Raw genomic sequence first — 4,686 nt, forward strand, 5'->3', positions numbered from 1 at the left:
ACAACTTCTGCTTTTAATAAATCGCGGATTTCTTTTAATAATTCTTCTTTTGTATCGACAGTAACAGCTTCTTCTTTGACTTCTTCCTTCTTCTTAAATTTACTTAAGAAACGGATTACTAGAAAAATAGAGAAAGAAATGATGAAAAAATCAACAATGGTTTGCACGAAGTTTCCGTATTTGATATCTCCATATGCCCAAGAAGAAAACTTCACTCCGATAATAAATTTGGCGAAGAAAGGCATAATTAAATCCTGAACTAGTGAACTGACGATTTTACTGAATGCAGTTCCGATTACTACCCCAACCGCTAGATCGATAACGTTTCCTTTTATTGCAAATGCTCTAAATTCTTTCCACATATAATCCTCCTGAAATTAATCTTCTATTTTTCCATTATAGGTCATTAAAATATAATTATTCTTACATGAAAAATTATTAATTTCAAGCCTATGGATTTGATGAAAAGGAGGGAAATAACAAAAGAGATTTGATTAATATTTTACTTTAAAACTTGAAAATAGTTCTTTTGGCTCGGTTTCAGTTATTTCGACATCCTGGACTTTTGCAAAGCGATTTCCTAATTTTATTTTTTCTACAAAAGTATGTAGTGTATCTAGGGAAGCAACGGCAATACATTCAACTGTTCCATCTGGATTATTTCGAACCCAGCCCATTACATGATTTTCTAAAGCTAAAGTTTGTACAAAGTATCGAAAACCAACTCCTTGAACCCTTCCCCTAACAATAAGATGAAATTGTTTCATTTCTTACCTCCAGATTGTATTGTTTTTTATAAAAGAAACTTCTTTATATATAGTATAATCCCATTGTTTATTCTATCAATCATCTCATATTTGTTTCTCTTGTCGCAAATTGGGTTATTAGACTTAGAGAGGAATGGTGGGAAATAGTTCATTGGTTGTGTATAGGAAATCTCGAAGAAGTTGGAGTAATCAGCTGGAAAAAGCTAGATTTGTAGATTGGAGAGCAATTTGGTACTATTAATAGATATGTTACAAGCCCTGAAAAAATTTTGATACTATTTTTTGAGTGGCTTGACTAAAATAACTTATGGTGAGTGTGCCGTTTTTTTGATGAATAGGGCAACAAATAACTGTAATCGAAATATCTATCTCCCATTACCGGAGTATAGATGTGTTTGGAAAATAGGAGAAAAATAATGAAAAGAAACAAATATATCTGGCTATTATGGGTCGGAGTAATTATAATTGCAGGAATTTTAGTAGCATCTATGTTAAATTCCTATTTAGCAGATAAACATAAGAATGAAATGGACAAAAAGCATGTCGTTATAAAGAAAGATCTACAATGGGTAGAAGAAAATGCTTATTTTGAAATAGATATGAAAGTAGAAGAGAAAGAGTATCAAGTATTTATCGTAGGTGAAGGCGAAAGGAAATATCAGCAAGTAGAAGATAATGAGTTGGGGAAAAAAGATGATACGATTGTAACAGGTGACTTTGCCTTTTTCTTATGGACAGAAGAGTATGGAAATGAGGTAGTAAAACAAGAGCTTGAATTACCAAATCCGATGACTTTTAATTTGTCTCAAAAAAATACAGGAACTTTTGTGGTTAATCAGCAAAATATTGCTGCTATTTTTCAAGGGAAAGAAACGAATGAGGTTATGGCTTATTTCTATACCATCCAAGGAGAAAAATTAGTTACCCTAACCGATTATGGCATGCGAATATACAGTGAAAATATCAAAAACATACAGCAAAACTATATACAAACATTAAGAAAAAAAGATGAAAAAATAATGGAATTTGATACGTGGATGCTCGAACCAAAGACCGGAAAATTAGTGAAACTGGATGCAACTTCTGTAGATAATAAGGAAACCATTAAAAATTGGCTAGAGAAGGAAGAGTTTTATTACCCATATAAAAATTTAACCATTACGCCTAATTTAATGAGTTTAGCGGAACAAGGAATGTTAATAGGCGCTCAATATCCGATTGGTACAAATATAAAAGAGATAAAGAAAATTAACTCAAATTATACGATGGAGGATTATAATCAAAAATACAGTCAATTAGATTTCCCAGAGGTGACTTATCGCTATGATAAGAGCACGAAACTTGTTACCTCCATTTCTATCCCTGGAATTCGGTTAAAAGAATCGGTACAGTCCATTCAAGATACACTAGGGAAGCCTGAGGATTTCGTTACCAAAGAGGATGGATATGTAGCAACTTACTCGGCAGGAAACTATAAATTAATTATCCAATTAGACTTATCGCAAAGGATTAAATCGATTAAATTGGTGAAATAGAGATGGTTTATCGTATCAAAAAATAAGGAGTGGACATGAAATGTTTGTTAGATTGTAAACATTTCATGTCCACTCCTTTAGTGTGTTACTTTTTCACAAGTTGGGTGCTTAAATAGCCCAATCACCATTACGGAATACCGCTTCTGCTGTACCATCTGCAGCAATACCGTCAATGTTCATTTTGTCTGAACCTATCATAAAGTCGACATGTGTAATACTGTCGTTTAGTCCTTTTTCCGCTAATTCTTCACTAGACATCTTCTTTCCACCTTCGATACAAAATGCATAGGCACTACCGATTGCTAAGTGGTTTGATGCATTTTCATCAAATAATGTATTGTAGTAAAGAATATTTGATTGTGAAATTGGAGATTGGTGAGGCACTAAAGCAACCTCTCCAAGGTAGTGCGAACCTTCATCTGTTTCCACTAATTGACGAAGAATTTCTTCTCCTTCTTCTGCCTTCACATCGACAATACGTCCATCTTTAAAGGTAATGGAGAAATTATTAATGATATTTCCACCGTAGCTTAATGGCTTTGTACTTGAAACTGTTCCATTTACACCTGTTTTATGAGGAACAGTGAAAACCTCTTCTGTCGGCATATTTGCCATGAATTCAAAACCCTTTTCATTGATGGAGCCTGCTCCACACCATAAATGTCCTTCAGGAAGTTCAATGGTTAAATCTGTACCTGGTGCTGTGTAATGGAGTTTTTTATATGCTTTCTTATTTAAGTAATCCACTTTCGTATGAAGTGTTTCATCATGTTCTTTCCAAGCTTGGATTGGATTTTCTTTGTCTACTCTTATTGCTTTAAAAATAGCATCCCAAAGTAACTCGACTCTAGTACCTTCAGAAGCATCAGGAAAGACAAGATTGGCCCAAGCTCGTGAAGGAACAGCGATTACAGTCCAGCTTACTTTATCGGACTGCACATATTTTCGGAACTGACTTAAAGCTGTACCAGAAGCTTTTTGGAAATTGCTGATTCTTTCAGAGGCAATCCCTTTTAAAAGATCTGGGCTTGAAGATACTACAGACATGAAGGCTGCTCCTTCTTCTGCAAGTGCAATTGTCTCTTTTGCTCTCCATTCAGGGTATTCCATAAATGCTTCATCTGGTGCCAATTCATATTTTGTACGAGTGACGATATCATCTCCCCAGTTGACCACAACATTATTTGCGCCAATTTGGTAAGCTTCTTTCACTACTAGACGAACAAATTCAGCAGATTCAATGGATGTATTGATAACAAGTGTTTGTCCCTTTTGAATGTTAACGCCAACTTTTACTGCGAGTTCTGCATATTTTTGCAGATTTTCTTGAAATGTACTCATTTTCATTCTCCTTTTCTATAAGCTAACGCTCTATGTATGAGCATGAATCCCAAGGATGGAATGGATGCTGCTTCTATTGTAGCTTTTTTAGAAAAAGAAATAAACTGATTCATCGTAACATTAGGATAATAATTGGAGTATTTAGGGGAGTGTGCCGATGATATGCCTTTTTTGTTAGAATAGATGTAACGATTCATTTTAGGAGGTTTATATGTCTAATAAGTTAGAAGCGGTCATCTTTGATTTCGATGGCGTAATAGCGGATACAGTTCCGTTGTATTACGAAGCAACGAGAATAATGGCAATGGAAATTGGCGCACCCTTTACAAGAGAGGATAATTTAAGGTATCAGGGCGTTCCAAGAAAGGTTCTGATCGATGATTTAGTCGCACGGACAGATAAAATGTTTACAGATATAGAAAAAGAACTATTAGGAAATCGAAAAAGTGATTATTATAAAGACTTAATTGCTGAATTTACGGTAGAAAATATGCTGCCAGGAATGTATAACTTCCTTAAGGAGCTAAGGGAAGCGGGTATCAAATTTGGGATAGCATCCTCAAGTTCCAATGCACCTTATCTTTTGGAGCGTTTTGGTATAAGAGACTGGTTTGAATGCATTGTAGACCCCCATTCCTTGAAAAGGGGAAAACCAGATCCAGAAATATTTCTTACAGCGGCGGACTGCTTAGGGGTCGATTATATTAATTGTGCAGCTATAGAAGATGGACAAGCAGGCTTGAGCGGGATATTACAGACACCTATGTTTTCTGTTGGAATTGGGGAAGGCGAGGTTTTTGAAAAAGCAGATTGGCAGGTTTCCTCTACTTTGGAATTAAAGGCTAATATTCTATTGGAGAAATTTAATCAAAGATAGGCAAAAGAGGTTGGGGACATAAGTGTATTGTTCTTATCAAAAGTGGTTTTCATTCACATGATGAACGCAAATTTGTGTATTGTTCTTATCAAAAGTGGTTTTCATACGCATGATAAACGCAAATTTGTGTATTGTTCTTATCAAAAGTGGTTTTCATACGCATGAT

At 34.9% G+C, this 4,686-nt stretch carries 5 protein-coding genes; 2 read left to right on the top strand and 3 right to left on the bottom strand.

Annotated elements, in window-relative coordinates; genetic code table 11:
* Both mscL and RTL21_RS23145 read right to left on the bottom strand, forming a co-directional pair.
* Positions 1 to 362: large conductance mechanosensitive channel protein MscL (gene mscL / locus RTL21_RS23140; protein ID WP_312099543.1), on the bottom strand; the 362-nt coding region annotated here is incomplete at its 3' end.
* A gap of 132 nt (positions 363 to 494) precedes the next feature.
* On the bottom strand, positions 495 to 767 hold the full coding sequence (locus RTL21_RS23145; protein WP_312099545.1) for an acylphosphatase: 273 nt from the start codon (positions 765 to 767) through the stop codon (positions 495 to 497).
* 416 nt (positions 768 to 1,183) lie between these two features.
* Between RTL21_RS23145 and RTL21_RS23150 the strand changes: the two genes are divergently transcribed.
* Positions 1,184 to 2,302, top strand: a complete 1,119-nt coding sequence (locus tag RTL21_RS23150) for a DUF4309 domain-containing protein (RefSeq protein WP_312099547.1) — start codon at positions 1,184 to 1,186, stop codon at positions 2,300 to 2,302.
* Between the two features lie 108 nt (positions 2,303 to 2,410).
* Here the strand turns inward: RTL21_RS23150 and RTL21_RS23155 are convergent, their stop codons facing one another.
* Positions 2,411 to 3,643, bottom strand: a complete 1,233-nt coding sequence (locus tag RTL21_RS23155) for an aminopeptidase (protein ID WP_312099549.1) — start codon at positions 3,641 to 3,643, stop codon at positions 2,411 to 2,413.
* Positions 3,644 to 3,854: 211 nt separating this feature from the next.
* Between RTL21_RS23155 and pgmB the strand changes: the two genes are divergently transcribed.
* Positions 3,855 to 4,520, top strand: a complete 666-nt coding sequence (pgmB, locus tag RTL21_RS23160) for a beta-phosphoglucomutase (RefSeq protein WP_312099551.1) — start codon at positions 3,855 to 3,857, stop codon at positions 4,518 to 4,520.
* Positions 4,521 to 4,686: the final 166 nt, after the last annotated feature.

The sequence above is a fragment of the Niallia sp. genome (assembly GCF_031978665.1).
In the GTDB taxonomy this organism is placed as follows: Bacteria; Bacillota; Bacilli; order Bacillales; family Cytobacillaceae; genus Niallia.